Here is a 25,486-nt window from a genome sequence, read left to right as displayed (position 1 = left end):
ACCGACGCGACGGGTCAGTCGTACACCCAGCCCCGCAGATCGACGCGCATGCACGCGCGCGGCCATTCGTCGAGGCCGTTGGCGGATTCCTCGGCGCGGACAGCGCGCAGACCGGGCGGTTCGTCATCGACCGGGATGTAGGTGAAGCCGAGCCGCTCGTAGTAGGGACCGTTCCAGGGGACCTCGGTGAAGGTGGTGAGGGTGAGTTCGTGCAGGCCCTGGGATTTCGCCCAGGTGACGGCGTGGTCGATCAGGCTCTTGCCGATCCGCAGACCGGCGAAGGCGGGGTCGACCGACACCTGGTCGATGTGCGGTTGCCCGTCGACGATGCCGAGCAGCAGGTAACCGATCGGTTCGTCCTGCGCATCGGGCCACACCCAGGCGCGTTCGCCGACGAGGAACTCGCGCAGTAGTTCCGCCGACGGCGGCTCGTCCTCGGCGACGGCGACCATGCCGATCTGGGCGAACGGCGCACCGGCGCGACGTTCGATCTCCTGCAGCGTGGCGATATCACGTTCACGGGCCGGCCGGATCGGTCCGCCCGGCCGGACGAGTTCGCCGACCCGGCTCGGTTCACGGCGCCGACCGGGGCCGCCCGGTGCGATGGGGTAGCTGGTGACCAGCGCGGGTACGTGCTCCAGGCCGGTCATCGCACCTCCACGGGGGTGGTGAGAATGCCGTTGAGCAGCGCGTTCAGTGCCCACCGGGTGCGGGCGGCGGCGTCGCCCGCCAGGTGCTCGCGGGCGGCGCTGATGTTCGGGTAGCTCCGGGCGGGCAGGCCTGCGAGGCGGCGCGAGACGGTCGTGTCGTCGTAGACGGCCCGCTCGGCGGCCGCGGCGGTGATGTGCGGATACAGCAGGTCGACGGCCCAGGCGGCCCTGGCCGGGTCGAGCCCGCCCTCGCGCAGCAGGCCGAGCAACTGCTCGACCAGCCCGAGCGCGCGACCGGTGGACCGGGCGAACGCGACGAGCGCGAGACCTTCGTGACGGCCGAGCGCGTCGACGGCCGAGGTGACGAGGGCTTCCAGGCGCTCGCGCCAGTCGCCGTGAGTGGGTGTCGGTACGGCGGCCAGGACGTGATCGAGCATGCCCGTCATCAGGTCGTCGCGATTGGCGACGTAGACGTAGAGCGAGGCGGCACCGGTATCGAGTTCCTGCGCCACCCGGCGCATGGTGAGCGCGGCCGATCCCTCGGAGTCGAGGATGCGCAATCCGGTCTCGATGACGATGTCACGACTCAGTGGAGCTTTCGCCGGTCTGGCCCGGCGACTGACGGGTGCGGCATTCATGGCAGGTAATCCTACTCGCCACCCGAACGTCGTTTGCGACGAACAATGTTCGCGAGACCGTCCGGTCAGTTTGCGAAGCCTGCGACAACCCGCTTCCGAGCCCGCCGTGTCCCTCTATGCTGGCAGTGACCCCGTCCGACAAGGAGGCGTTGATGCGCGCGCATTCGTCCACCGTGGCAATCGTGCCCGGTACCGGAATCGTCGCTCGGTTCGGCGATGTCGTGGTCTATCTGGCCGGCGAGACACCGTCGACCGACCGGTTACTCGGTGCGGTCGAGACCGTCGCGCTCAACACCACAGCCTCGGCACCCGGTGCGGCACTCGCCCAGCGACTGGCCGGGGTGGTGTTCGGCGGCGCGTCGGCGCCACCGCCGTTCGGTGTGCTCGCCCCCACCGCCGACGGGATCCTGATCTTGTTGCGCGGCACCGTGATCGCGGAGGTCTCCGGCGCCGAGGGCAACCGCCGCCTGGCCGGGGATCGCGCCTTCACCTGGGTCGACGAGATCATTCGCGAACCGGTCCGCCGTATCGCCATCGGGGCCGAGATGGCCGACCCGACCAGCGCCAACCCGCGAACGGATCTGCGCGCGGGCATCGTCAACGGCAACGGGTTCGTGCTCAACCTCGGCCGTCGTCGCGGTCCCGCACCGCGCCGGGTGGAGGCGATCGACGAACCACCACCCACCGAAGCCACCGGTTTCCAGGCGGTGCGCCCGCGCAGCGAGGCCGAGCCCGTCGCGGCCCAGCCGTCGACCAATGGTTTCGCCGTGGCCGACGAACCGGTGACGAGCATTCCGGACGGTGAGACCGTGAGCGTTGGTGGCCGGCCCGATTCCGGCGAAGGCGCCACCGTGAGCACCGGTCCGCGCAATTCCCCCGCCGCACACGCACCGCTGGCGTGGTCACAGGCGATCGATGCCGCCAAGCGTGCCGAGCCGGTGGGGCTGCGCAAAAGCCAAGAGCACCTGGGCAATTCGACCAGTCCGCGGGGCGCCTTGGTCACCGAGGACGGACTGAGCTATCCCCTCGACCGGCCATATGTGCTCGGCCGCAACCCCTCTGGCGACAATTCCGTTCGCCAGTCCGCCGCCACGCCGATCCTGATCGAACGCGATCGGCTGGTCTCGCGGGTCCACGCCTTCGTCGATCCCGACCGGGGCAAGGTGTTCGTCCGCGAAGCGCCCGCCACCTCCGGCACCTATTTCGCCGCCCCCGACAGCGACCGCTGGTCGCGGGTCGGCACCCTCCCGATCGAACTGCAGCCGGGCTGGCGACTGCGTATCAATGATTTCCTGCTGACCTACTGCGTCTGAGCTCCGGCGAGCCCGAGACCATCCCGACGCCCGTGCGTGGTGCACCACGGGCGCCGGATCACGATCCGGCTCAGGCCTCGAGGGCGTCGAGCAGTGCCGCGCGCTGGCGTGCACCGAGACCACCGATACGACGATCCTCGGGGATCTCGGCCTGATCCATCAGCTTGGCCGCCTTCACCGGGCCAACGCCCGGCAGCGCCTTGATCACGGCCGCGACCTTGGTCTTCTTGACCAGATCGTCGCTGTCGGCCTTCTTGAGCAGATCGGCGACGGTGACCTTGCCCTCCTTCACCTTGCCGATCAGTTCCGAGCGCGCCTTGCGCACGGCAGCCGCTTTGGCCAACGCCTCGGTGCGCTGTTCGGCGGTCATCGTAGGCAGTGCCATGTCTCCTCCGCTTCCACTCGTCACTCGAACATCTGATTGACGGACCGAGTAAACAGCACGAAATCAGCAGCATCAGTCCGACACACCGCGAGGATACGCCGATGAGTTTTGCGAGGTGAGCCCGTCTTAATGGGTGAACGCCCTGCAAGGCGGACGAAAAGGACGAAACGAAAGTTTCCGAACACCAGGTAACACGCGGATGACCGGCAGCGACATCATCAGCAGAAGCACCGAACGGGACAAAGGTTCAACGGCGAACCACGGAGGATCAATGAAGCTCCTCGGCAACCGGGCGCGAACGATGCGAATCGTTCGTCACCGTGTCCACGACGGCCGCTGAAACAGCTACACAGTTGTGCGCCAGAAGTTTCCGGCATCCGCATGTTCGATCGACCCGGACCTCGGATGTGCCTCGGGCGCCTCGATGCGCAACAATGACGCGACCAGGCGAACCCTTTTGCACACTGGAGTTGCGATGCGCGAGGAACACCCGCTCGATGACGAAGTCCTCGCGTTGCCCGTCCGGGTGGAACGTGCCCGGCAACGCATCACCTATCAATCCGACCCGGCCCTGACCGACGCGCTCTCGGAAGACGAACTGCGCGCCGAACGCGAGCTGGCCGAGAAGATCCGCACCTACGAGCGCGATCAGCGCTGGAAGCAGATCAAAGCCGCCTCGACGCACGCCGACCGCCTGCGCGAGACGACCGCCGAGCTCGAACGTGCCGAGATGGCCGACCTCATGCTCGCCCGCAAGGCGATCGCCGCGCAGCGCCGCGAATCCAACCCGCGCGCCCGGCTGGCCTCCCTCTACCAGCACCGAACCTGGTCGTTGCGCGCGCTGGCCGGCGTGGTGATCGCGGGCATGCTGTGGTCGGCGGTGAACGTGCAGCACAACATCGCACCCGGCGGTCCGAGCGACCCGCTGTTCTGGGCGAGTTTCGGCCTGGAGGCGATGATCAGCGTCTGCCTGGTCATCATCATGATCGGCACCACCCGCGTCTCGGAGTGGGGCGTGATGGGCAACCGCACCCAGGTGTTCGTCGCCGAGGGTTTCCTGCTCGCGCTCACCATCGCCCTCAACACCTACCCGCATCTGAGCGCGGGTAACTGGTACGACGCCGCTGTGCACGCGGTGGCCCCGGTGATGATCGGTGTGGCCCTGCTCATCCACAACGCCGCCAGCGCGCGCTACAGCACCGCCATCGCCCGTGCCTCGGCCGAGATTCCCGCCGAGGACGACGAGGACATCGTGTCGGCGGCGCCTTCGTTCCGCGACAACTGACCCACCGCGACAACCGCCCACACAGCACAGCGCCCGCCGGATCGGATCCGGCGGGCGCTGTGGTGTTCGGGGACGGCCTAGGCCGACTTGTCGCGACGCTCCGTGCGCTGGGCCTTGCGCGGCACGATGGTCGGCAGGACGTTCTCGGTGACGGTGTCGGCGTTCACGACCACCTTGGCGACGTCGTCGCGGCCCGGGATGTCGTACATCACCGGCAGCAGGACTTCCTCCATGATCGCCCGCAGACCACGCGCACCGGTGCCGCGCAGGATGGCCTGATCGGCGACCGCTTCGAGGGCGTCGGGGGTGAACTCGAGGTCCACTCCGTCCATCTCGAACAGGCGAACGTACTGCTTGACCAGCGCGTTCTTCGGCTCCGAGAGAATCTTGACCAGCGATTCCTTGTCCAGGTTCGTCACCGAGGCGACGATCGGCAGGCGGCCGATGAACTCGGGGATCAGACCGAACTTGATCAGATCCTCGGGCATCACGTCGGCGAAGTGGTCGTCGGTGTCGACCTCGGCCTTGGAGCGCACCTCGGCGCCGAAACCGATACCGCGGTGGCCGGTGCGGTCGGAGATGATCTTCTCCAGGCCCGCGAACGCGCCCGCCACGATGAACAGCACGTTGGTGGTGTCGATCTGGATGAACTCCTGATGCGGGTGCTTGCGTCCGCCCTGGGGCGGCACACTCGCCTGCGTGCCCTCCAGGATCTTCAGCAGCGCCTGCTGCACACCCTCACCGGAGACATCGCGGGTGATCGACGGGTTCTCGCTCTTGCGGGCGATCTTGTCGACCTCGTCGATGTAGATGATGCCGGTCTCGGCGCGCTTCACGTCGTAGTCGGCGGCCTGGATGAGCTTGAGCAGGATGTTCTCGACGTCCTCACCGACGTAACCGGCTTCGGTGAGCGCGGTGGCGTCGGCGATGGCGAACGGCACGTTCAGCATCTTCGCCAGCGTCTGCGCGAGGTAGGTCTTGCCGCAACCGGTGGGGCCGAGCATGAGGATGTTCGACTTCATCAGCTCGACGGCCTCACCCCGGCTGTCGCGACCCTTGTCGCCCGCCTGGATGCGCTTGTAATGGTTGTAGACCGCGACGGCGAGGGTCCGCTTGGCGGTGTCCTGGCCGATCACGTAGTTCTCGAGGAAATCACGGATCTCCGAGGGCTTGGGCAGCTCGTCGAGCTTGACCTCGCTCGACTCGGCCAGCTCTTCCTCGATGATCTCGTTGCAGAGATCGATGCACTCGTCGCAGATATAGACCCCAGGGCCCGCAATGAGCTTCTTGACCTGCTTCTGGCTCTTTCCGCAGAACGAGCACTTGAGCAGATCGCCGCCGTCTCCGATGCGCGCCATCTCGTAGGTCCCTACTTCCTATGTCCGAGTGCGACCCTCGTCCTCCGATTGGGCCGGAATACGTTTCGGTGCCGACAATCAGAGCAATGGTCCCTGAGTCGACCGTACCTGCTGTGCGCGAGCCAGGTCGACAACTCGCGCATGTTCGATGTGTTGGGTTGTAGCAGAAAACCGGGTCCGCCGCCGGGTAGCAGGCGACGGACCCGGGCGTGTCACTTCTGTCCGCTGAGCTTGCGGTAGTCGAAGACCTGGTCGACGATGCCGTATTCCTTGGCTTCCTCGGCGGTCAGGATCTTGTCACGGTCGGTGTCCTTGCGGACCTGCTCCTCGGACTTGCCGGTGTGCCGCGAAATCGTGACCTCCATGAGACGGCGCATCCGCTCGATCTCGGCGGCGGCGATCTCGAGGTCCGACACCTGGCCCTGCACGCCACCCGAGGACGGCTGGTGGATCAGGATGCGCGCGTTGGGCAGCGCGGCACGCTTGCCGGGCGCACCGGCGGCCAGCAGCACCGCGGCGGCCGAAGCGGCCTGACCGAGGCACACGGTGACCACGTCGGGGCGCACGTACTGCATGGTGTCGTAGATCGCCATCAGCGCGGTGAACGAGCCACCGGGCGAGTTGATGTACATGGTGATGTCGCGATCGGGATCCTGCGACTCCAGCACGAGCAGCTGGGCCATGATGTCGTTGGCCGAGACATCGTCGACCTGGTTACCCAGGAAGATGATGCGCTCCTCGAACAGCTTGTTGTACGGGTCGGAGGTCTTGACGCCGAACGAAGTCTGCTCGGTGAACTGCGGCAGGATGTAGCGCGACTGCGGGTTGGCGGCGGCAGCGCCACCCAAGCCTGCGCGCGGGTCGATCAGATTGGCCATGGTTGTCTCCAGGGTCGAGTCGAGTGTGTCGGTGCGCGGCGGCGGTTACTTCGTCTGGTTCGCGTGGCTGACCACGTGGTCGATGAAGCCGTATTCGAGGGCTTCCTTCGCCGTGAACCAGCGGTCGCGGTCCGCGTCCTCGGTCACCTGCTCGACCGATTTGCCGGTGTGCAGCGCCTGCAGCTCGTTGAGTTCACGCTTGGTGTGCGCGAACTGCTCGGCCATGATCGCGATGTCGGCGGCCGAACCACCGATACCGGCCGACGGCTGGTGCATCATGATCCGGGTGTGCGGCAGCGCGAAACGCTTGCCCTTGGTTCCCGCGGTGAGCAGGAACTGACCCATCGACGCGGCCAGGCCCATCGCGACGGTCCTGATATCGCACTCGGCGAACTGCATGGTGTCGTAGATCGCCATGCCCGCGGTGACCGAACCACCCGGGGAGTTGATGTAGAGGGAGATGTCCTTGGTCGCGTCCTCGGCCGAGAGCAGCAGGATCTGCGCGCAGATCTTGTTGGCGATCTCGTCGTCGACCTGGGTGCCCAGGAAGATGATGCGCTCGCGCAGCAGCCGCTCGTACACGGAATCACTGAGGTTGAGACCAGCAGTAGCGGCTGTCATGACCCCTGCCTGGTTGATTGTCACGGATACCTGCCTTCTCTTCTCACCGATTGCAAACGGCCTACGGTTCGTCGTCGTCTCAAACACTAACGAAACAGGGCGGCACCGAACTCCCGGTACCGCCCTTCTTCGCTCACAGCGCAATCAAATCACGCCGGGAATAGTTACTCGGCAGCGGCTTCGCCCTGCTCGGTCTCGGCGGATTCCGCAGGGTCACCGAACATTTCGGTGGTGTCGACCTCGTTGCCGTCGGTATCGGTGACCTTCACCTGACCGACAACTCCGGCCAGCGCCTTGCCGCGACGCACGTCGGCGAACACCGCGCCGAGCTGACCGGCCTGCTGCACCTGCTGGATGAACTGCTCCGGCGACATGCCGTAGCGCTGGGCCTGGAACAGGATGCGCTCGGTGAGCTCCTGCTGGCCCACCTGGGTGCCCTCGGCCTCGGCGATGGCATCCAGCAGCAGCTGGGTCTTCACCGACTTCTCGGCGGCTTCCTTGGTGTCCTTGTCGAACTCCTCGCGAGAGGAACCCTGTGCCTCGAGCGCCTCGGCCAGCTTGGCCTCGTCGTGGTCGAAGCCGTGCACGGCGTCGTGCAGCACCGCGTCGACCTCGGCCTTGACGACGGCCTCGGGCAGCGGCACCTCGACGGTCTCGAGCAGGGTGTCGAGCACCTTGTCGCGGATCTGACCGGCCTGCTCGATCTTCTTGGTGCGCTCGACGCGGCCCTTCAGGTCTTCCTTGAGCTCGTCGATGGTGTCGAATTCGCTGGCCAGCTGGGCGAATTCGTCGTCGGCCTCGGGCAGCTCGCGCTCCTTGACCGACTGCACGGTCACGGTGATCACGGCTTCCTTACCGGCGTGCTCGCCGGCGACCAGGGTGGAGGTGAACTCGGCGGACTCGCCGGCCTTCAGGCCGATGACGGCCTCGTCGAGGCCCTCGATGAGCTGACCCGAACCGACCTCGTGCGACAGGCCGGTGGTCGCGGCCTCGGGCACGTCCTCGCCGTCGACGGTGGCCGACAGGTCGATCGAGACGAAGTCGCCGTCCTGCACGGCCCGCTCGACCCCGGTCAGGGTGCCGAAGCGCTGACGCAGCGAGGTGAGCTGCTGCTCGATGTCCTCGTCGCCGATGGTGAAGGAATCGACGGTGACCTCGATGCCCGAGTAGTCGGGCAGGGCGATCTCCGGGCGCACGTCGACCTCGGCGGTGAAGGCCAGCTCGTCGCCGTCCTCGATCTTGGTGATCTCGATCTCGGGCTGGCCGATGACCTTCACCTCGCCGGCCTGCACGGCCTCGGCGTACTTGTTGGGCAGCGCGTCGTTGACGACCTGCTCGAGCACGGCGCCACGGCCGACGCGGGTCTCGATCAGCTTGGCCGGGGCCTTGCCGGGACGGAAGCCGGGGATCTTCACCTGCTGGGCCAGCGCCTTGTACGCCTTGTCGAAGTCGGGCTTCAGCTCCTCGAAGGGCACCTCGACGTTGATCCGGACCCGGGTCGGGCTCAGCTGCTCGACGGTGCTCTTCACGGACATGCTCCTTGGTTCGTAGTTCATGGTGGTGGCCCCCGCATGGGGCGTCGCGCCCTGAGTCGGTGCGGACGCACGCATCCCGACCAGGGTAGTTGACCGCACGCGCGGTCGTGCAATCGGCGGTTGGTTGCGGTGGCGGCTAGCTGCCGACCTGCACCGCGTCGGTGACGAACACCAGTGTCTCGTTGGGCGCGACGCCGTTGCCGCCCTCGCCGTAGCCGAGATCCGGCGGCACGATGAGCAGCCTGCGCGCACCCTGCTGCACACCGAGCAGGCCCTTGTCCCAGCCCTCGATGACCTGGCCCGCGCCGAGCGTCAGGTCGAAGGGCGCACCGCGCTTGAACGAGCTGTCGAGGGTCTGCTTGTCCGACCAGGTGACCAACGCGTAGTTCATGGTGAGCGGCTGCATGGCCACCGCGCCGGGTCCGGTGCCGGGCACCAGGTCCTTGACGAGCAGCGACTTGGGCGGGGTGCAGTCGTCGGGGATGGTGATCTCCGGCGGGTCACCGAAGCCGCCCGCCACCTCGATGTCCTCGGCGATGCATTCGCGAGTGGGAGCCGCCTCGGATTCGGCCGATCCGCTGTCGGACCCGCACGCCGCGCTGACGAGGGCGGCGAGGGCGACCAGTCCGGTCCCGATGATCCTGGGGAGAGAAGCCATGGCCCGCACAGTAGTGGAGCGCGGGTCCGGCGGTGCGAACCGGCACGACCGGTAGGCTCGGCACTGCGTTTCTCCACCGGCGCCGCCGGGTGTCCTCCGGCGCGCCGACCAGTCCGGCGGCGGGCGACGCCGCAGCTCAGGCGAGTGCGAGGAGAGTCTGCGATGACCCGGCTCAGCAACAGCGAGGGCGATACCGCCGCCGACAACGTGGGCGGCGGCGGGGAGGGCGAGTCCCTTGCCCCCGAGCCCTATTCGCTCACCGAAACCCCTGGCCCGCTGACCGGCGAGGAACTGATCGCGGTCGACACGTGGTGGCGGGCCGCGAACTATCTCGCGGTCGGCCAGATCTACCTGATGCGCAACCCGCTGCTGCGCGAGCCGCTGCGTTCCACCGACATCAAGCCACGCCTGCTCGGCCATTTCGGCACGGTGCCCGGCCTGAATCTGGTGTGGGCGCATGCGAATCGGGTGATCCGCGCACGCGACCTGAACGCCGTCTTCGTCGCGGGCCCCGGCCACGGTGGGCCCGGTCCCAACGCCTGCGCCTGGCTCGAGGGCGCCTACGCCGAGCTCTACCGCGACATCCCCCGCGACGCCGACGGCATGCGCCGGTTGTTCCATCAGTTCTCGTTCCCCGGCGGCGTTCCGAGCCATTGCGCCCCCGAGACCCCCGGGTCGTTCCACGAGGGCGGTGAACTCGGCTATTCGCTGCTGCACGCCTACGGCGCCGCGCTGGACAACCCCGATCTCACGGTGTTCTGCGTGATCGGCGACGGCGAGGCCGAGACCGGTCCGCTGGCGGGCAGCTGGCACGCGAACAAATTCCTCAACGCGGCCCGCGACGGCGCGGTGGTGCCGATCCTGGCGCTCAACGAGTACAAGATCGCCAATCCGACCATCCTCGCGCGCATCCCCCGTGAGGAGCTCATCGAACTGCTGCGCGGGTACGGCTACGAACCGCTGATCGTGTCGGGCAACGATCCGTCGCGGGTGCATCAGAAGATGGCCGCCGCCATGGACGCCTGCCTCGATCGGATCGCCGGGTTCCAGCGCGCCGCGCGCGAGAACGGCGACACCACCCGCCCGCGTTGGCCGATGATCGTGCTGCACACGCCGAAGGGCTGGACCTGTCCCCCGGTGGTCGACGGCGAGCGGGTCGAGGGCACCTTCCGCGCCCACCAGGTCCCGTTGCCCGCCGCGCGCACCGACCCGGAGCACCGGCGGGTGCTCGAGGAATGGTTGCGGTCGTATCGGCCCGAGGAACTCTTCGACGAAGCGGGCAGACCGGTACCCGCCCTGCTGGACCGGGTTCCCGATCGGCCGATGAGCCTGAATCCGGTGGCCAACGGCGGGCTGTTGGTCCGCGATCTCGACCTGCCCGACTGGCGCGAATACGGCGTGCCGGTGGAGCAGCCGGGGGCGAGCAGGCACGAGCCGACCAGGGTGCTCGGCGGCTGGCTGCGTGACGTCACCGCTCGCAATCCACACAACTTCCTGACCTTCGCCCCCGACGAACTCGCCAGCAATCGGTTGCAGGACATCCTCGAGGTGACCGGCCGCGACTGGCAGGCCGAGGTCGGTCGCTGGGATGTGGCGTTGTCACCGACCGGCCGCGCGGTCGAAGTGCTGTCCGAACACATGTGCCAGGGGTTGCTCGAGGGCTATCTGCTCACCGGCCGCCACGGCGTGTTCACCTGCTACGAGGCGTTCATCCACATCGTCGACGCCATGTTCAACCAGCACGCCAAGTGGCTCGACGCCAGCCTCGCCGTGCCGTGGCGACGCCGCATCCCGAGCCTGAACTACCTGCTGAGTTCGCACGTGTGGCGCCAGGACCACAACGGCTTCACCCATCAGGACCCGGGTTTCCTCGATGTGGTGGTGAACAAGAGCCCCGAGATCGTCCGGGTGTACCTGCCGCCCGATGCCAACACCCTGTTGTCCACCTACGATCACTGCCTGCGTTCGCTGCACTACGCGAACGTGGTGGTCGCGGGCAAACAGCCCGGGCCGGACTGGCTTTCGGCGCCGGAAGCCGCCGTGCACTGTGCGCGCGGCGTCGGCATCTGGGAGTGGGCCGGGCACAACGACGACCAGGGCACCACCCCCGACGTGGTGCTCGCCTGCGCGGGCGACGTCCCCACGCTGGAGACACTCGCCGCCGCCGCGATCCTGCGCGACCGCCTGCCCGACCTGCGGGTACGCGTCGTCAATGTCGTTGACCTGATGCGGCTGCTGCCCGCCGAGGAGCATCCGCACGGCCTGTCCGACCCCCATTTCGACACCCTGTTCACCACCGACCGGCCGGTGATCTTCGCCTTCCACGGCTACCCGTGGCTGGTGCACCGGCTCACTTACCGCAGGCGCAATCACGCGGGCCTGCACGTGCGCGGATACAAGGAGAAGGGCACGACGACCACCCCGTTCGACATGGTGATGCTCAACGACCTCGACCGCTTCCACCTGGTGCTCGACGTGATCGACCGGGTGCCCGGCCTACGCACGCGGGCGGCGGGTCTGCGCCAGGAGATGGTCGACGCCCGGCTCGCGGCGCGCAGCTGGACCAGGGAGCACGGCGAGGACATTCCGGCCGTCGCGAACTGGACCTGGCCGGAGGCGTCGGTCCCCACTGTGACGTAACGCGGTTGCGGCACCGGTCGCGGCTGGCCGACGATGGAGGCGATGACCGAGCAACGCCGTATCGACATACTCCCGCGTGACCGCCGCGACCTCCGCGGTCCCTTCGACGTGATCGGGGACGTACACGGCTGCCGCGCCGAACTCGAGGCACTGCTCGGGAAGCTGGGCTACGTCATCGAGCGCGACGACAAGGACAGGCCGGTCACGGCCGCGCATCCCGAACGTCGCACGGCGGTGTTCGTCGGTGATCTCGTCGACCGTGGCCCCGACACGCCCGGTGTACTGCGGCTGGTCATGGGCATGGTCGCGGCCCGTACGGCCCTGTGCGTGGCGGGCAATCACGACTACAAACTGGTGCGCGCCCTCGACGGCCGCAATGTGCGCATCGCGCACGGGCTGGAGCAGTCACTGGCCCAACTGGCCGACGAGGACGACGAATTCCGCGCCGCCGCACAGGCTTTCCTGCGTGAGCTGCCCGGGCACTACCTGCTCGACCGGGGCAGGCTGGTCGTCGCCCACGCGGGACTGCCGGAAAGCCTGCACGGCAGCACATCCGGGCGGGCCCGCTCCTTCGCGCTCTACGGTGCGCCCACCGGCGAGGTGGACGTGCACGGTCTGCCGATCCGCTACGACTGGGCGCAGGATTATCGGGGCGCGCCGGTGGTCGTCTACGGGCACACACCCGTCACGGCGTTGCGGTGGGTCAACAACACGCTGTGCCTGGACACCGGCGTGGTGTTCGGCGGGACGCTGTCGGCTCTGCGCTACCCGGAGCTGGACACCGTCTCGGTGCCCGCCGAACAGGTCTGGTGCGAACGCGCGGGTATCACACCGGTGCCCGACTAGCGCCTACCATCAGCAGCGGACGACCCGACTCATCGACGAGGAGAGGTTCATGCGCCGTAGTTTGCTCGCACTGTCCGTTCTGGCCCCACTGATGATCGCCGGTGTGGCGAGCGCCGATCCGGCGCCGCCGGGAACCGGGACACTCACCGTTCGCGCGATCACCGGTTCCGAACCGATGCCGGTCAACCGGGCCGATATCGAGGTTCGCGCCTGCGGCGCCGAAGAGGTCGTCACCACGCTGGTGAGCGGCGCCGACGGCAGCGCGAGCATCGCGCTGCCGGACGGCTGCTACGAGGCGCGGGTGGCGACGGTGCCGGGCGGCTGCGGCCTGGCCGACACCGAACCGGTGCGGCGCACGGTTACCGCGGGCACCGAGGCCCGAGCGGAGTTCCGTTTCCGCTGCGCGTAGCCGTCAGTCCTTGGGACCGCCCGCCACATAGATCACCTGGCCCGACACGAAGCCCGCGCCTTCGCTCACCAGGAACGCGGCGGTGTGGGCGATGTCGTCGGGCGTACCCACCCGGTTCACCGGAATCTGTGCCGCCGCAGCCTGTTTGAAGGCCTCGAAGTCGACGCCGACGCGGGCCGCGGTGGCCGCGGTCATCTCGGTCTCGATGAAACCGGGGGCGATCGCGTTGGCGGTGACACCGAATTTGCCGAGCTCGAACGCGAGAGTCTTGGTGAAGCCCTGCATGCCCGCTTTGGCGGCGGAGTAGTTGGCCTGGCCCCGATTGCCCAGCGCCGAGGTGCTCGACAGGTTGACCACGCGCCCGAACTTCGCCTCCACCATGTACTTCTGCACGGCGCGCGTCATCAGGAAGGCGCCGCGCAGGTGCACGTTCATGACGATGTCCCAGTCCTGCACCGACATCTTGAACAGCAGGTTGTCGCGCAGCACGCCCGCGTTGTTCACCAGCACGGTCGGCGCGCCCAGTTCGCCGGCGATCCGTTCGACGGCCGCGGCGACGGCGTCTTCATCGGACACATCGGCACCGACGGCCAGCGCGGTCCCGCCGGCGGCTTCGATGGCCGACACGGTGTCGGCGCAGGCGGCTTCGTCGAGGTCGAGAACGGCGACGGCGTGACCGTCGGCGGCGAGCTTCTTCGCGACGGCGGCACCGATTCCGCGTGCGGCACCGGTGACGATCGCGACCCGTGAGGTAGTGGACATGCGCGCCACCCTATCGGGGCGCGTTCGTCGTGATGGTCGGGGTGACAGGATTTGAACCTGCGACCCTCCGCTCCCAAAGCGGATGCGCTACCAAGCTGCGCTACACCCCGATACCTCGGGGCGGTTCACGCCGTCGAGGGAAGTCATGTTTGAGCGGGTGACGGGAATCGAACCCGCACCATCAGCTTGGAAGGCTGAGGTTCTACCATTGAACTACACCCGCAGGCATACGACATCGATGGGATCGCCACGATGTCGTGTGCGCCACGACTGTACCGAATCCCGCGCGCCGAACGCCAATCCGGCCCCGCGAAACGTCTCGGCGCTGCGGTGAGCCCCCTCTTTCCGCGCCCGATTAGGGCCCTTAGGCCCTATTCCGGGACCACGGGTACCGGACACGATGGTGGTTGCGTCTCAGGGGACCGACGCCTGCTCCACCCGGGGGAATATAAAGGAGAATTTTCCTCGAAAACCTGGCACGGGGGCGGCGGGTAGGCCACCATAAAAGAGCGCGCGACGGCCCTACCGGTCGACGCGACACCTTTGCCAGGAGGGACCATGGCGACAACACGCCCACCGCCCGAATTCGGGCAACACGCTGCACGTTTCGGTGTTTCCAATGTTTTTTCGCGAAGTGTGTAACGCCCGGGCGGCTGTAGCGATGTCATAGCCGATCGCCATTCGCGAGAGACTGCAACGCGTTCTAGAACGCGGCTTTTGAGTCTCGAGTGGCTTGCTAGGATCCTTTTTGCCGGACGGGGGTATCTGGAAAGGGGGCGGTGAGCGTGTGCCGAACTCGGCGGACCCAACCGCGTAGCAGTGCGAACGATCGAGGTGGCAAGACCGTCGCCACCTTCCGCCGGTGATGTCGATGTCCGCACACATCGAGCCACCGGTCGCCGCGATGGCCCGCGCCTGGGCCCGCGCGGTGTGTGCCGAACCGGGATCGTCCGTGGCACCGCATCAGCTGGAGCCTGTGCTCATCGAGATCGTCGAGCGCCTGCTGCACCTGGCGAGGACGGAACCGTTCCCGGTACCGCAGGCGCGCAAGCTCGGCGCACGGCTGGCCGAGGCGCCGTTCGAACGGACGAGAATGCTGGCCCATGCCACCCGCTGGTTGCTCGGTTTCCCCTCGGGGGTGCCGGGTTCCCTGGTGGCGACCCGCTGGCCGCTGGTGGCCAGCCAGGCCATCGACAGCTACGCCCAGGCACTACAGGAGCGCGCACTGGCGCAACAGGAACAGAACATCTCGGCGAAGGTGTCGCTGCGCGTGCAGGAGATCGCCGCGCTGCAGCATCGCCTGCGCCACGAGGCCACCCACGACGCCCTGACCGACCTGGCGAACCGCACACTCCTGCAGGAACGGGTGCGTGCCTTCGCCGCCGACCCGACCCGTGGGGTCGGGGTGCTGGTGGTGGACCTGGACCGCTTCAAACAGATCAACGACGGCTACGGACATGCGATCGGTGACGAGGTGCTCGTGGAGCTGGCCAACCGGCTGCGCGAGGTGTGCCCGCCCGACACCGTGATCTGCCGGTACGGCGGCGACGAGTTCGTCGTGGCGGCCAATCCGCGCCGCGACACCCTGAGCGAGCTGGCGCACCGTGTGGTCGCGGCCCTGCGCGACCCGGTGTGGTCGAGCGCGGGCCCGGTGCCGGTGTCGGCCAGCGTGGGCACCGCGTTCTGCCCACCGGGAAAGACGTGCGATTTCACCGACCTGCTGCGTCGCGCCGACCGCGCGATGTATTCGGCGAAATCGGCGGGCGGGCGGCGTTTCGCCCTCGCCGAATCGGGCGACCCCGAACTGGGAACGGCGGTCGCCGGCTGAGTCCGGATCGCGAAGCCTGCACTTCGCGGCCCGGACTCGGTCGACCTTCTCTGCGCACCTCGGCCACGGTTTCGACCGTGGCCGAGGTGTTTTCGTCAGCGAGGCTGACAGACGTTGCACCAGAACAGGTTTCGGCCTTCCATCGTGCCGTGGGAGACCGGCGTGCCACAGACACGGCAGGGTTCACCCTGGCGTCGGTAGACGTAGGTGCGCGGACGGTCCTTGGCGTAGGACGGTGCGCCACTGTCGTGTTCGGGACGCACCACATGCATGCGTCCGGTTTCCACGCCGGTCGGCATGAGTTCGACGAGATCGGCCCACAGCGCGTCCCATTCGGTCGCCGTGAGTGAGGTGCCCGGCCGGAACGGTGAAATGCCGTGCCGGAACAGCACTTCGGCGCGGTAGACGTTGCCGACTCCGGCGATCAGCGACTGGTCCATCAGCAGCGCCCCGATCGCCCTGCGGGAGCGTCGGATCCGCGCACCCGCCAGCTCGTGGTCGGCATCGGGGCGCAGCGGGTCGGCGCCCAGGCGGGCGGTGAGCGCCTCCACCTCCGGCGGGTGCAGCACCTCGCACGCGGTCGGCCCGCGCAGGTCGGTTCCGAATCCCGTCGCGGCACCGACCATCCGCATCCGCACCTGCCCCACGGGTGCGGGCATCGGCAACTCCACCTCACTGAAGGTGCCGTACAACCCCAGATGCACATGCACCGTCAGCCCGGACGCGTAGTGATGCAGCAGATGCTTCCCGTACGCTTCGGCCCGCTCCAGCACCTGCCCGTCCACGAGCGCGGCGCCGTCGGCGAACCGACCCTGCGGGCTCGAAACCCGCACGGCCCCACCGGCAAACCGCTCCTGATGCAGCCGCGCGATCCGATGAAGGGTGTGTCCTTCAGGCATAAGAGCACACCCCTCGAAACAATCTCACCAACTGATCTCGCAAGCACATGGGTAACTCATCGGGCACGGGCTGACCCGGCCACCTCGAGAGAGCTTGCCGCGTCAGGGGCTCATCCCGCACCTGAGTCTGTCCAGAATTCGCGGGGAGGCGGATCAGTAGGCGGGCACAGCGGGGGCTTCGCCGGACTTCTCGTAGTCGGACAGGATGTCGATGCGGCGCTGGTGGCGAGGTTCCTCCGACCAGGGCTGGGCGAGGAACGCGTCGACGATGGCGAGGGCTTCCTCGGTGGTGTGCATGCGGCCGCCGATGCCGATCAGCTGGGCGTTGTTGTGTTCGCGGGCCAGCTTGGCGGTCTCGACGCTCCAGGCGAGGGCGCAGCGGGCGCCCGGGACCTTGTTGGCGGCGATCTGCTCGCCGTTGCCGCTGCCACCGAAGACCAGGCCGAGCGAGCCCGGGTCGGCGACGGTGCGCCGCGCCGCCTCGATGCAGAAGGCGGGGTAGTCGTCGAGAGCGTCGTATTCGAGGGCGCCGCAGTCGACGACCTCGTGTCCGGCCTCGAGCAGATGGGCCTTGACGTGATTCTTCAGTTCGAAACCGGCATGGTCGGCACCCAGGTAAACGCGCATGGCTGCGATTGTCGCAGGCGCGCTTAGAGTCGTTTCATGCACCCGCACGAACCGCATTCACCGCATTCGGCAGGTCCCCCACCGGAGCGTTCCGGCCAACCCGCCGACCGGCCGAGCGACGCCACACCCGCCGACCAGCCCGCACCGCGGCCGGGCGAATATCCGCCGCCGGCGTGGCCGCAGGGGCAGCCGGGGTTCGCCGGGTCGGCGCCGTGGCCGCAGCCGAGCCCACCGACCGGCGCGTTTCCCGCGCCGCCTGCGGGTGCGTATCCGTCTGTGCCGCAAGGTTTCTACCCGCCGGGCGGCCCGCCGGGGACGACGCAGCCGATGCCGCGTGGATTGTCGCCGTTCGGGATGCCCGCGCGGCATCCGTGGGAGATTCCGCTGCTCGTGGTGGTCATCATGATCACCGGCGTGGCCTACCTGCTGGCGATCCTGATGTTGCTTGTGGAGCTGGTCGCCGAACCGGTTGTCGACGCCCAGGGCCGGCCGGAGTCCGGTGATTCGCTGCTGACCAGCCCGTATGTGCTGGTGCTGTTGTTCGCGCCGGTGCTGCTGTGGGCCGGACGTGGCATGAATTTCGCGCGTATGCGGATCAACGGGGTGAAGATGTCACCCACCCAGTTCCCCGAGGGGTACCGGATGGTGCAGGAGGCGGCCGTGCGGTTCGGGATGTCGAAGGCGCCCGACGCGTACGTGATCCTCGGCAACGGCCAGATCAACGCCTTCGCCTCCGGGCACGGGTTCCGCCGGTTCGTCGTGGTCTACAGCGACCTGTTCGAGATCGGTGGCGCCGCACGCGAGCCCGACGCGCTCGCCTTCATCATCGGCCACGAGGTGGGCCATATCGCCGCTGGTCACGTGTCGTATTGGCGCCAGCTCGGCATGTTCGTCGCACCGTACCTGCCGATTCTCGGGTCGTCGCTGATCCGCGCGCAGGAGTACACCGCCGACAATCACGGCTTCTGCAACCGCCATCAGGGCGCGGCCGGTGCCATGGCCACCCTCGCGGCGGGCAAGTACCTCAATACGGCGGTCGGTTTCGACGAGATGGCAGACCGGGCCGCCACCGAGAAGGGCGGCTTCGTCCTGCTGGTGAACGCCATGTCCAGCCACCCGGTCCTCACCTGGCGAATGTGGGCACTGCGCGACCGCAGCAAGCCGGGCCCGATGTTCTGGCACCCGAGCCCACCACACCCAGGAATGGTCCCACCCCCAGGCGGATACCCCGTCCAGACCGCACCCCCAGCCATTCCCCCGAAAACGCTCTGAGCCCTAGCGCAACCACCACGGGTTTTCGGCCGCCTCGGATCCGAGGGGCGAGACGTAACGGCGAAGCCGCAGTATCGCCCCTCGGATTCGAGGCCCTCAGGGCCGAAGACCCCGCGGCGCCAGCCGCTAATCGAACACAGGCTCTTCGGTGCGGGTGCGCTTGAGTTCGAAGAAGTGGGGGTAGGAGGCGAGGGCGACGACGCCGTCCCACACCCGGCCCGCGTCCTCACCGCGCGGGATGCGTGAGAGCACCGGGCCGAAGAACGCGACCCCGTTGACGTGGATGGTCGGTGTGCCCACGTCGGGTCCGACCTTGTCCATGCCCGCGTGGTGGCTGACTCGCAGCGCCTCGTCGTAGTCGGTGCTGTCGGCGGCCTCGGCGAGTTCGGCGGGCAGGTCGAGTTCGGCGAGGGCGTCGGCGATCACGGCGGTCAGGCTTTCCTGCGTGGTCGCGCGTTCGAACTCGGCCTTGCGGTCGTGGATGCGGGTGCCGAGGGCGGTGTAGAGCGGGGCCAGGATCTCCTCGCCGTGCTTCTGGGCGGCGGCGATGGCGACGCGCACCGGGCCCCAGCCCGCGGCCATCAGTTCGACGTACTGCGGCGGCAGGTCCCTGCCTTCGTTGAGCACGGCCAGGCTCATCACGTGGAAACGGACTTCGATATCGCGTACCTGCTGGACTTCCAGGATCCAGCGCGAGGTGATCCAGCACCACGGGCACAGCGGGTCGAACCAGAATTCGGCGAGATCCTTGGTGGCCTGATCGCTCACGGGTCTTCCTCTCGGGTCAGCTGTGTGCGGGCAGGGCGGCCCGCTGGTTGGTGCAACCGTGCCTGCGCCGGATTCGTTCCCCTGATCGCCGCCCCCGGCTAGGCTCGACGGCGAGGGAAACCGGAACGTCCGTGAGAAGGAGTCCGTGTATGAGCTCGAATCAGCATTTCGTGATCGTCGGTGGTGGGCTGGCCGGCGCCAAACTGGCCGAGGCCTTGCGCGCCAACGATTTCGACGGCCAGGTGACGCTGCTGGCGGCCGAGGACGACCTACCGTACGAGCGCCCGCCGCTGTCGAAACAACACCTGGCCGGTGATCAGCAGCTGCCGGACTTCACGGTGGATTCGCCGGCCTGGTACCGCGATCACCACATAGACCTGCGTTTGGGTACCACGGTCGAGGCTTTCGATCCGGCTGCGAGAACGGTGTCGTTGCCGGACGGGTCGACCCTGTCCTACGACAAGCTCGCGCTCGCCACCGGGTCACGTCCGCGCACCCTCGACGTTCCCGGCGCCGAGGCGAGCAATGTGTACACCCTGCGCACCATCGGTGACTCCGATCGGTTGCTCGAGGTGCTGCGTTCGAAGCATCGGCTGGTGATCATCGGCGCGGGCTGGATCGGGCTCGAGGTCGCCGCACAGGCGCGGGCGCGGCAGCTGGAGGTGACGGTGCTCGAGGCGGCGCAGCTGCCGCTGGTGTCGGTGCTCGGTCCGCAGATGGGCACCGTGTTCGCCGAGTTGCATCGCGGCAACGGTGTCGACCTGCGTACCGGTGTCGTCGTCGACAGGATCCACACCGAGGACGGCGTGGCCACGGGTGTGCAGCTCGACGACGGCCAGGTGGTGGCAGCCGACGCGGTACTGGTCGCGGTGGGCGCGCAGCCGAATATCGAGATCGCCGAAGCCGCCGGGCTGGCCACCGGCACCGGCATCCTGGTCGACGAGTCCCTGCGTACCAGCGACCCGGATGTGGTGGCGGTCGGCGATATCGCCGAGGAGCTGCATCCGCTGCTGGACAAGCGGGTACGCGTGGAGCACTGGGCCAATGCCCTGAATCAGCCTGCGGTGGCCGCGCTGACGATGCTCGGCAAGTCAGCCACCTACGACCGCCTCCCCTATTTCTTCACCGATCAGTACAACCTCGGGATGGAGTACACCGGCTATGTCGGTCGCGACGACGACGTGCGGGTCGTCGTCCGCGGCGACGTGGCGAAACCGGAATTCGTCGCCTTCTGGCTGGACCGGGACAACCGCGTGCGCGCGGGCATGAACGTCAATGTCTGGGACGTCACCGATCGCATCAAGGAACTGGTGACCTCGGGCGAACCGGTCGACCCCGAGCGTCTGGCGGACCCGAACACCGCATTGTGAGCGTGCCGCGTTTCCCGCACCTGGCAGACTCGACGGCGTGGATGTCTACAGCGCGGGTGTTCTGGTGTTCCGGCGTGGCGAGGCCGGGATCGAGGTGTTGATCGGGCACATGGGCGGACCGTTGTTCGCGAAGAAGGACGAGTCGGCGTGGTCGATTCCCAAGGGCGAGTACGAGATCGGGGTCGAATCGGCGGAGGTGGCGGCCGCACGCGAGTTCACCGAGGAGCTCGGGTTGCCGGTGCCGGACGGGCCGTGGATCGCGCTCGGTGACGTGCAGTACGGCAGCGGATCGCGCCGCAAGACGGTCACCGTGTGGGCCGTGGAGGGCGACCTCGATCCGGACGCGATCGTCCCGGGCACCTTCACCATGGAGTGGCCGCCGCGCTCGGGCCGCCTCGGCGAGTTCCCCGAGATCGACCGGGTCGGCTGGTTCACCCCGGCGATCGCCGAACCCAAGCTGGTCAAGGGTCAGCGTCCGCTGTTGCAGCGGCTGGCCGAGCACCTCGCGGGTACCGCGCCGACACCATGACTCACACTCTCGCCAGGGCAGGCCGGCGCAGGGTGGAGCGGAATTCCGAAGGGCTCTGTCCGCGAAGACGTTTGAAGGCGGCGCTGAACCCGAACGCATCGGAGTAGCCGACGGTGGTCGCCACCTGGGCGACGCTGCGATTCGGGTCGGCGAGCAGTTCCTCGGCCTCGGCCATCCGCCATTCGGTGAGATAGGCCAGCGGCGTCTCACCCATCACCTCACTGAACCGGCGCGCGAACAGGGCCCGCGACACCGCCGCCTCGGCCGCGAGATCGGCCACCGTCCAGCGCCGGAACGGATCGTTGTGGATGGCCTCGAGCGCCGGCCCGACGACCGGGTCGGCCATGCCGCGATACCAGGCGGGCGCGCAGTGTTGCTGGGCAGCGAGCCAGGTCCGCAGCGTGCACACCAGCGCCCAGTCCAGGAGCCGGTCCATCAACGCCTGTGAGCCCGCACTGAGCCGGACCGCGTCGGCGGCGGACTGTTCCAGCCACGCGCAGACCTCCGGGTCGTCGCTGACGACCATCACCGGCGGCAGCGCGCGCAGCAGCCGCTCGTGCCGCCGCCCGGACGCCCGATAGGCGCCGACGATGAGCGAGGTCTCCTCGGGCGTGCCGGTCGCGGTCTCGACGAGTTCCGGTGTGGCACAGGCGAGATCGGCCGGGCCGAAACCACGGGGCACGAAGCACGACAGCTCGTAGCCCATGTGCGGGCGGTCGAGCGTGGCGCGGGTGTCGGCCAGGTGGAACGGCTCGCAGGCCTGGACGACGGCGGTGTCACCGGCCACCAGCCGGGTCGACGACCCGTCGGCGAGCACCAGAGTGCCGCCGCCACGCAGGACGGTGACCATGACCAGGGGCGCACGGTCGGCGAAGCGGATGGTCCACGGCGACCGCAGCACGGCGTGGGTGACGACCGATCCTTCGGCACGAATGCCGCTCAACAGCGAACTCAACGGATCCACGCCATCAGCGTAGACGAATTCCTATCGACCGGAGATGATCACCCATAGATCGTCCACGCGATTCACGGTTGACTCGAAGCACAGGGCGAACAGCCCGCACCACCGACGACCAGGGAGTCACCATGTCGCAGCCCTCCGCCACACCCGAATCCGCTCGCACCGCAACGTCTCCCGCGCCCACCGGCCTCGATCACGCCGCGAGCGCGGGCGAATCGGCGGTCGACCGGCGGGCCCTGGTGGTCCTGTCGCATCACCGCGCCGATTCGCTGTCGGCTCATGTCGCCGACCGCGCGGTCGCCCGGCTCACCGCCGCCGGGTACGCGATCGACTTCCTCGACCTGCACCGCGAGAACTTCGACCCCCGGATGACCGTCGCCGACCAGCCCGAATGGGGCAATCGCGACAAGGTGTACTCGGCGACCACCGAGGCGCACATGCGCCGGGTCCAGGCCGCCGACGTGATCGTCGTCGTGTTCCCCGTGTACTGGCAGAGCGTTCCCGCCATGCTCAAGGGCTGGATCGACAGCGTCTGGAACTACGGTTTCGCCTACGGCCGCAGCAAGCCCAAGCTGGCGGGCAAACGCATCCTGTGGCTGGGTCTGGCGGGCGCCACCGCGGGCGACGCGATCATTCCCGGCATGCAGCAGCTACTCGAGGCCCAGCTCAGCGAGGGGTTGGCGTACTACAGCGGCTTCGCCGATTCCCGCGTCGGCCTGCTGCCCGACGCCGAGGACCAGCCCCAATCCATCGACGCCGAAGGCAATCTGGTGATCGGTGAGGCCATCGCGGGGGACGCACGAGCCGCGCATTACGCCGCGTTCGAGGCCCGGGCCGAGGGTTTCGTCGACGAACTCCTCACCGCCGAGTTGGTCAACGCCTGACCCCGGCCCCGGTTACCCAGCGCGGTCCGATCGCGGAACATTCGCACGATCGGACCGCGCACTCGGGCTCAGATGCCGGGCACCGTCTTCAGGAGCACCTGAAGCAACTCGGAGGGGGTACCCGCCTCGTCCGCGGCGGTGTTGATGGTGGTGAGCGCGCCCGCGGTGAATTCGGCGCTCTGCTCGGGAACGTAGCTCGCCGGGTCGTCGATGCCTGGTGCGTACTGAGCGAACATCCCGGCCATCGCCTGCAGGAACGGGCCCATCAGAGTGGCCAGGTGGGCAGCCGAACCACCGGTGGTGCGCACCATCTTCCCGCCCTGCTGGAAGCCCGCGAACATCGAGTACATGCCGCCGAGAATCGCCAGGTCGTACATGGCTGCGGCACCGTAGTCCGTACCGACCCACTCGGCGCGCCCGAACAGATCCAAGACGTGCCGGAACCGGTCGAACGCGGCGGTGATACCGCTGTAGAGCAGGAAGGCCGCGGGCCCGCCGATCATCGACGGCACCGCCATGATGCCGCCGTCGATGAGTTCCACGCCGTTCGCCTCTGCCCAGCGGCCGAGCGAGCGCCCCTGTTCCGGGGTGGTGGTCGTCAGGTTCACCAGCACGCGGCCACGCAACTGCTCGGCGGCGGGCTCCACGTGCTCGCGCACCGCCGCGTCGTCGAGGACGCACAGGATCACCAGGTCCCCGGCCGCCATCGCCTCGGCCGAGGTGGTCGCCACCGTCGCGCCTTCGGCAACCAGCGGTTCGGCCCGTGCGGCGGTGCGATTCCACACCGTCACCTCGTGGCCACCCGCCAGCAGCGCCTTCGCGAGCGCGGCACCCATCGCGCCGAGACCGATCACCGAAACACGCTGTACCGCAGTCGAGTTACTCATTGCTCCCCTAGTCCGAAAGGTTGTCGCCGTCGCTCGGCGATGCACTCCCAGATTCGCCCGTTGCGCTAGACTTCACAAGTACCGACTGTGAAGTGCAATACCTACAAAAAAGTAAGTAAGGCGGAGATGAAGCAGCGACAGCATCCGTATTCGTGCGGCATCGATGCCGCCCTCGACGTGGTGGGCGGCAAATGGAAGGCCCTGATCCTGTGGGCCCTGTCCACCGGCACCCAGCGCTTCGGCGACCTGAAACGCCTCGTCCCCGGTGTCACCGAGAAGATGCTGATCCAGCAGCTGCGCGAGCTGGAGCACGACGGCATCATCAGCCGTGAGATCTACCCGCAGGTCCCACCGAAAGTGGAGTACTCCCTCACCGAGCGCGGGGTATCACTCAACGCCGCGCTGGTGACCCTCGGCGAATGGGGGAACGAGCAGATGGACCACATCTGCGCGGTGAAAGGTGTTGCCGCGCCCGTGCATTGACGAGCGCGGCGAAGACTATCCCCGGGTACCCGTCCAGCTCCGACCGGTGATGCGCTCGTAGGCTTCTTCGTATTTGCGCCGGGTCGCCTCGACCACGTCGGCGGGGATCTGCGGACCGGGGTATTCCTTGTTCCAGCCGGTAGAGGTGGACCAGTCGCGGACGAACTGCTTGTCGAACGAGCGCTGCGGGCGGCCGGGCTCCCATTCGTCGGCGGGCCAGAAACGTGAGGAGTCGGAGGTGAGCACCTCGTCACCGAGGGTGAGCACCTCACCGTCCCAGCCGAATTCGACCTTCGTATCGGCGACGATCACGCCCGCCTTCGCCGCGTGCTCGGCGCCGCGGGTGTAGATCTCGAGGGTGAGGTCGCGCAGTTTCTCGGCGACCTCGCGGCCTTCCTGGTTCACCACGTCGGCGAAGCTGATCGCCTCGTCGTGACCTTCGGCGGCCTTGGTGGACGGGGTGAAGATCGGCTCGGGCAGCTTGTCGCCGTCGCGCAGGCCGGGCGGCAGCGTGATGCCCGACACGGTCCCCGACTGCTGATATTCCTTCAGCCCGGAGCCGGTCAGGTACCCGCGCGCGATGCACTCCACCTGCAGCATCTTCAGCGGCTTCACCCGGATACCGCGCCCGGCGAATTCGGCGGGCACATCGGTGGCCGACACCACGTGGTTGGGGACGTCGGTGAAGTACTCGAACCACCAGTTCGACAGCTGGGTCAGCAGCGCGCCCTTGCCAGGGATCGGCGTCGGCAGCACCACGTCGTAGACCGAGACACGATCCGACGCGACGAGCAGCAGGGTGTCGCCGTCCTCGTAGAGGTCACGGACTTTCCCGGCGTGCACATGCTTCAACGTCGAGCCTCCTGGTAGGTGCGAACTTTTCCGTAGGCACTGTACCGAGGGGGCCGAAACTCGTGAGCGGGTGTCGGCGGCAAGTGGCATTGTGGACGCTGATGTGCGCGCGGCCGAGGCCGGCGCGCGCGAGGCGTGCCGTGTTCGT

General features: G+C 68.0%; 26 protein-coding genes and 2 tRNA genes. 11 read left to right on the top strand and 17 right to left on the bottom strand.

Annotated elements, in window-relative coordinates:
* Window positions 1-14: 14 nt before the first annotated feature.
* Together AB0I35_RS24785 and AB0I35_RS24780 are read right to left on the bottom strand one after the other, a co-directional pair.
* Entirely contained in the window at window positions 15-650 is a 636-nt protein-coding gene (locus tag AB0I35_RS24785) for a GNAT family N-acetyltransferase (protein ID WP_357398665.1), read from the bottom strand.
* Entirely contained in the window at window positions 647-1,288 is a 642-nt protein-coding gene (locus tag AB0I35_RS24780) for a TetR/AcrR family transcriptional regulator C-terminal domain-containing protein (protein WP_357398664.1), read from the bottom strand. The genes AB0I35_RS24785 and AB0I35_RS24780 overlap by 4 nt, the downstream gene beginning before the upstream one ends.
* Before the next feature lie 152 nt (window positions 1,289-1,440).
* Here AB0I35_RS24780 and AB0I35_RS24775 point away from each other — a divergent pair, with 152 nt between their 5' ends.
* Entirely contained in the window at window positions 1,441-2,601 is a 1,161-nt protein-coding gene (locus AB0I35_RS24775; protein ID WP_357398662.1) for an FHA domain-containing protein, read from the top strand.
* Between the two features lie 70 nt (window positions 2,602-2,671).
* Here AB0I35_RS24775 and mihF read toward each other — a convergent pair whose 3' ends face one another.
* The gene (mihF, locus tag AB0I35_RS24770) at window positions 2,672-2,986 is read right to left on the bottom strand and encodes an integration host factor, actinobacterial type (RefSeq protein ID WP_019045768.1); all 315 of its coding nucleotides are present in this window, start codon (window positions 2,984-2,986) and stop codon (window positions 2,672-2,674) included.
* 475 nt (window positions 2,987-3,461) lie between these two features.
* On the opposite strand from mihF, the gene AB0I35_RS24765 reads away from it, so the two are divergent.
* Entirely contained in the window at window positions 3,462-4,271 is an 810-nt protein-coding gene (locus tag AB0I35_RS24765; RefSeq protein WP_067486980.1) for a hypothetical protein, read from the top strand.
* Between the two features lie 77 nt (window positions 4,272-4,348).
* Here the strand turns inward: AB0I35_RS24765 and clpX are convergent, their stop codons facing one another.
* The 5 genes from clpX to AB0I35_RS24740 all read right to left on the bottom strand — a co-directional run bounded on the left by clpX (window position 4,349) and on the right by AB0I35_RS24740 (window position 9,321).
* Entirely contained in the window at window positions 4,349-5,629 is a 1,281-nt protein-coding gene (clpX, locus tag AB0I35_RS24760; protein ID WP_067486214.1) for an ATP-dependent Clp protease ATP-binding subunit ClpX, read from the bottom strand.
* 212 nt (window positions 5,630-5,841) lie between these two features.
* The gene (locus tag AB0I35_RS24755) at window positions 5,842-6,507 is read right to left on the bottom strand and encodes an ATP-dependent Clp protease proteolytic subunit (protein WP_067486212.1); all 666 of its coding nucleotides are present in this window, start codon (window positions 6,505-6,507) and stop codon (window positions 5,842-5,844) included.
* Window positions 6,508-6,552: 45 nt separating this feature from the next.
* Window positions 6,553-7,128: an ATP-dependent Clp protease proteolytic subunit gene (locus AB0I35_RS24750; RefSeq protein ID WP_220139703.1), complete on the bottom strand. Its 576-nt coding sequence runs from the start codon at window positions 7,126-7,128 to the stop codon at window positions 6,553-6,555.
* Between the two features lie 164 nt (window positions 7,129-7,292).
* A complete protein-coding gene (gene tig / locus AB0I35_RS24745) occupies window positions 7,293-8,657 on the bottom strand; it encodes a trigger factor (RefSeq protein WP_181700579.1) in 1,365 nt (454 codons plus the stop codon).
* Window positions 8,658-8,799: 142 nt separating this feature from the next.
* The gene (locus AB0I35_RS24740; protein WP_357398661.1) at window positions 8,800-9,321 is read right to left on the bottom strand and encodes an FKBP-type peptidyl-prolyl cis-trans isomerase; all 522 of its coding nucleotides are present in this window, start codon (window positions 9,319-9,321) and stop codon (window positions 8,800-8,802) included.
* A gap of 162 nt (window positions 9,322-9,483) precedes the next feature.
* Between AB0I35_RS24740 and AB0I35_RS24735 the strand changes: the two genes are divergently transcribed.
* From AB0I35_RS24735 to AB0I35_RS24725, 3 genes are read left to right on the top strand one after another with little or no spacing between them, the layout of a single operon-like run.
* Entirely contained in the window at window positions 9,484-11,961 is a 2,478-nt protein-coding gene (locus AB0I35_RS24735) for a phosphoketolase family protein (RefSeq protein WP_357398659.1), read from the top strand.
* Between the two features lie 42 nt (window positions 11,962-12,003).
* Complete coding sequence (locus tag AB0I35_RS24730; RefSeq protein ID WP_357398657.1) at window positions 12,004-12,807, top strand: metallophosphoesterase; 804 nt, start codon at window positions 12,004-12,006, stop codon at window positions 12,805-12,807.
* A gap of 49 nt (window positions 12,808-12,856) precedes the next feature.
* Window positions 12,857-13,216, top strand: a complete 360-nt coding sequence (locus tag AB0I35_RS24725) for a hypothetical protein (RefSeq protein WP_357398656.1) — start codon at window positions 12,857-12,859, stop codon at window positions 13,214-13,216.
* A gap of 3 nt (window positions 13,217-13,219) precedes the next feature.
* Here AB0I35_RS24725 and fabG read toward each other — a convergent pair whose 3' ends face one another.
* The 3 genes from fabG to AB0I35_RS24710 all read right to left on the bottom strand — a co-directional run bounded on the left by fabG (window position 13,220) and on the right by AB0I35_RS24710 (window position 14,201).
* On the bottom strand, window positions 13,220-13,978 hold the full coding sequence (fabG, locus tag AB0I35_RS24720) for a 3-oxoacyl-ACP reductase FabG (RefSeq protein ID WP_357398655.1): 759 nt from the start codon (window positions 13,976-13,978) through the stop codon (window positions 13,220-13,222).
* A gap of 33 nt (window positions 13,979-14,011) precedes the next feature.
* A tRNA-Pro gene (locus tag AB0I35_RS24715) sits at window positions 14,012-14,088 on the bottom strand.
* A 42-nt stretch (window positions 14,089-14,130) separates the two neighbouring features.
* Window positions 14,131-14,201, bottom strand: a tRNA-Gly gene (locus tag AB0I35_RS24710).
* A gap of 648 nt (window positions 14,202-14,849) precedes the next feature.
* Between AB0I35_RS24710 and AB0I35_RS24705 the strand changes: the two genes are divergently transcribed.
* On the top strand, window positions 14,850-15,806 hold the full coding sequence (locus tag AB0I35_RS24705) for a GGDEF domain-containing protein (protein ID WP_067486965.1): 957 nt from the start codon (window positions 14,850-14,852) through the stop codon (window positions 15,804-15,806).
* A 95-nt stretch (window positions 15,807-15,901) separates the two neighbouring features.
* On the opposite strand, the gene AB0I35_RS24700 is transcribed toward AB0I35_RS24705, so the two are convergent.
* Window positions 15,902-16,705 carry a DNA-formamidopyrimidine glycosylase family protein gene (locus AB0I35_RS24700; protein ID WP_357398654.1) on the bottom strand — a complete coding sequence of 268 codons (804 nt, stop codon included), beginning with the start codon at window positions 16,703-16,705 and terminating at the stop codon, window positions 15,902-15,904.
* Between the two features lie 153 nt (window positions 16,706-16,858).
* A complete protein-coding gene (locus AB0I35_RS24695) occupies window positions 16,859-17,332 on the bottom strand; it encodes a ribose-5-phosphate isomerase (protein ID WP_357398652.1) in 474 nt (157 codons plus the stop codon).
* A gap of 327 nt (window positions 17,333-17,659) precedes the next feature.
* On the opposite strand from AB0I35_RS24695, the gene AB0I35_RS24690 reads away from it, so the two are divergent.
* Window positions 17,660-18,604, top strand: a complete 945-nt coding sequence (locus AB0I35_RS24690) for a M48 family metallopeptidase (RefSeq protein WP_357398715.1) — start codon at window positions 17,660-17,662, stop codon at window positions 18,602-18,604.
* Window positions 18,605-18,730: 126 nt separating this feature from the next.
* On the opposite strand, the gene AB0I35_RS24685 is transcribed toward AB0I35_RS24690, so the two are convergent.
* Window positions 18,731-19,372 carry a DsbA family protein gene (locus AB0I35_RS24685; protein WP_357398650.1) on the bottom strand — a complete coding sequence of 214 codons (642 nt, stop codon included), beginning with the start codon at window positions 19,370-19,372 and terminating at the stop codon, window positions 18,731-18,733.
* Between the two features lie 149 nt (window positions 19,373-19,521).
* On the opposite strand from AB0I35_RS24685, the gene AB0I35_RS24680 reads away from it, so the two are divergent.
* Together AB0I35_RS24680 and AB0I35_RS24675 are read left to right on the top strand one after the other, a co-directional pair.
* Window positions 19,522-20,742 (top strand): FAD-dependent oxidoreductase, encoded by a 1,221-nt coding sequence (locus AB0I35_RS24680; RefSeq protein WP_357398648.1) that lies wholly within the window; start codon window positions 19,522-19,524, stop codon window positions 20,740-20,742.
* Between the two features lie 37 nt (window positions 20,743-20,779).
* Window positions 20,780-21,271: an NUDIX domain-containing protein gene (locus tag AB0I35_RS24675; RefSeq protein ID WP_357398647.1), complete on the top strand. Its 492-nt coding sequence runs from the start codon at window positions 20,780-20,782 to the stop codon at window positions 21,269-21,271.
* Between the two features lies 1 nt (window position 21,272).
* Here AB0I35_RS24675 and AB0I35_RS24670 read toward each other — a convergent pair whose 3' ends face one another.
* Window positions 21,273-22,235, bottom strand: a complete 963-nt coding sequence (locus tag AB0I35_RS24670; protein ID WP_357398646.1) for an AraC family transcriptional regulator — start codon at window positions 22,233-22,235, stop codon at window positions 21,273-21,275.
* Between the two features lie 122 nt (window positions 22,236-22,357).
* On the opposite strand from AB0I35_RS24670, the gene AB0I35_RS24665 reads away from it, so the two are divergent.
* Window positions 22,358-23,116, top strand: a complete 759-nt coding sequence (locus tag AB0I35_RS24665; RefSeq protein WP_357398645.1) for an NAD(P)H oxidoreductase — start codon at window positions 22,358-22,360, stop codon at window positions 23,114-23,116.
* A gap of 68 nt (window positions 23,117-23,184) precedes the next feature.
* Here AB0I35_RS24665 and AB0I35_RS24660 read toward each other — a convergent pair whose 3' ends face one another.
* Window positions 23,185-24,048, bottom strand: a complete 864-nt coding sequence (locus AB0I35_RS24660; RefSeq protein WP_357398644.1) for an NAD(P)-binding domain-containing protein — start codon at window positions 24,046-24,048, stop codon at window positions 23,185-23,187.
* A gap of 81 nt (window positions 24,049-24,129) precedes the next feature.
* Between AB0I35_RS24660 and AB0I35_RS24655 the strand changes: the two genes are divergently transcribed.
* A complete protein-coding gene (locus tag AB0I35_RS24655) occupies window positions 24,130-24,486 on the top strand; it encodes a helix-turn-helix domain-containing protein (protein ID WP_181697913.1) in 357 nt (118 codons plus the stop codon).
* Between the two features lie 15 nt (window positions 24,487-24,501).
* Here the strand turns inward: AB0I35_RS24655 and AB0I35_RS24650 are convergent, their stop codons facing one another.
* Complete coding sequence (locus tag AB0I35_RS24650; protein ID WP_357398643.1) at window positions 24,502-25,338, bottom strand: phosphoribosylaminoimidazolesuccinocarboxamide synthase; 837 nt, start codon at window positions 25,336-25,338, stop codon at window positions 24,502-24,504.
* Window positions 25,339-25,486: the final 148 nt, after the last annotated feature.

Origin of the sequence: Nocardia sp. NPDC050378 (genome assembly GCF_040655675.1) — a bacterium.
Classification (GTDB): Bacteria; Actinomycetota; Actinomycetes; order Mycobacteriales; family Mycobacteriaceae; genus Nocardia; species Nocardia coubleae.
Note: the sequence above shows the minus strand (reverse complement) of the source record. Positions and strands in the feature narration are given on the sequence as shown.